This window comes from Rhizobacter sp. P2_H2 (assembly GCF_056403375.1).
The window spans coordinates 1-1,043 of record NZ_JBFUFP010001473.1 but is presented as its reverse complement, the minus strand read 5'-3'; the positions used below and the strand labels follow the sequence as shown (position 1 = coordinate 1,043).

The window sequence follows — 1,043 nt, the reverse complement described above, 5'->3', positions numbered from 1 at the left end:
GCATCGACCGGGCCGCCCGCACGGCCCGCGAGGCCGACACGCCCTCGCTGGTCGGCCGCCGCATCGGCGCCTACCGCGTGCTGCGGCCGATCGGGCAGGGCGGCATGGGCTCGGTGTGGCTCGCGCAGCGCGACGACGGCCTCTACGAGCGCCAGGTCGCGCTGAAACTGGTGCGCACGCACCTGCTCGGCCCGCACGTGCACGAGCGCTTCGCGCGCGAGCGCCGCATCCTCGGCGCGCTGGAGCACCCCAACATCGCACGCCTGCTCGATGCCGGCATCACCGACGATGGCCAGCCCTATCTCGCGCTGGAGTACGTGCAGGGCGAGCCGCTGGCCGCCTTCTGCGATCGCCGCAACCTCGGCCTGATGCAGCGCCTGGTGCTGATGCTGCAGGTGCTGACGGCGGTGCAGTACGCGCACCAGAACCTGGTGATCCACCGCGACCTGAAGCCGGCCAACATCCTCGTCACCGAAGACGGCCAGGTGCGGCTGCTGGATTTCGGCATCGCGAAGCTGACGACCGACGGCCAGGCCGACGAGACCGAGCTGACGCGCATCGCCGGCCGCGCGCTGACGCTCGAATACGCGTCGCCCGAGCAGGTGGCCGGCTGTGCGGTGACGACCGCCAGCGATGTCTATTCGCTCGGCGTCGTGCTCTACGGCCTGCTGTGCGGGTTGCGGCCGTACGAGCCGGTGCGCGCCTCGTGCGCGGCGCTCGAAGAGGCGGTGCTCGGCATCGAGCCGCAGCGCCCCAGCCTGCGCGAGCTGACCGACGAGGCCGCGCGCGCCCGCGGCACCAGCGTGCGCCGGCTGCGCCCTATGCTGGCCGGCGACCTCGACACCATCGTGCTGAAGGCGCTGAAGAAAGACCCGGCGCAGCGCTACCCCACCGCCGAATCGCTGCGCGAAGACCTGGTGCGCCACCTCGGCGGCCAGCCGGTGCTGGCGCGGCCCGACAGCGCGGCCTACCGCCTGCGCAAGTTCGTCGGCCGGCACCGGCGGCAGGTGGCGGCGGCGGGGCTCGCCGGGCTGGTGCTGGCC

At 73.4% G+C, this 1,043-nt stretch carries 1 protein-coding gene; it reads left to right on the top strand.

Translation table 11 applies throughout. The features are described 5' to 3' along the window. Window positions 1-1,043: serine/threonine-protein kinase (locus AC1D15_RS34020; RefSeq protein ID WP_477829543.1), on the top strand; the 1,043-nt coding region annotated here is incomplete at both ends.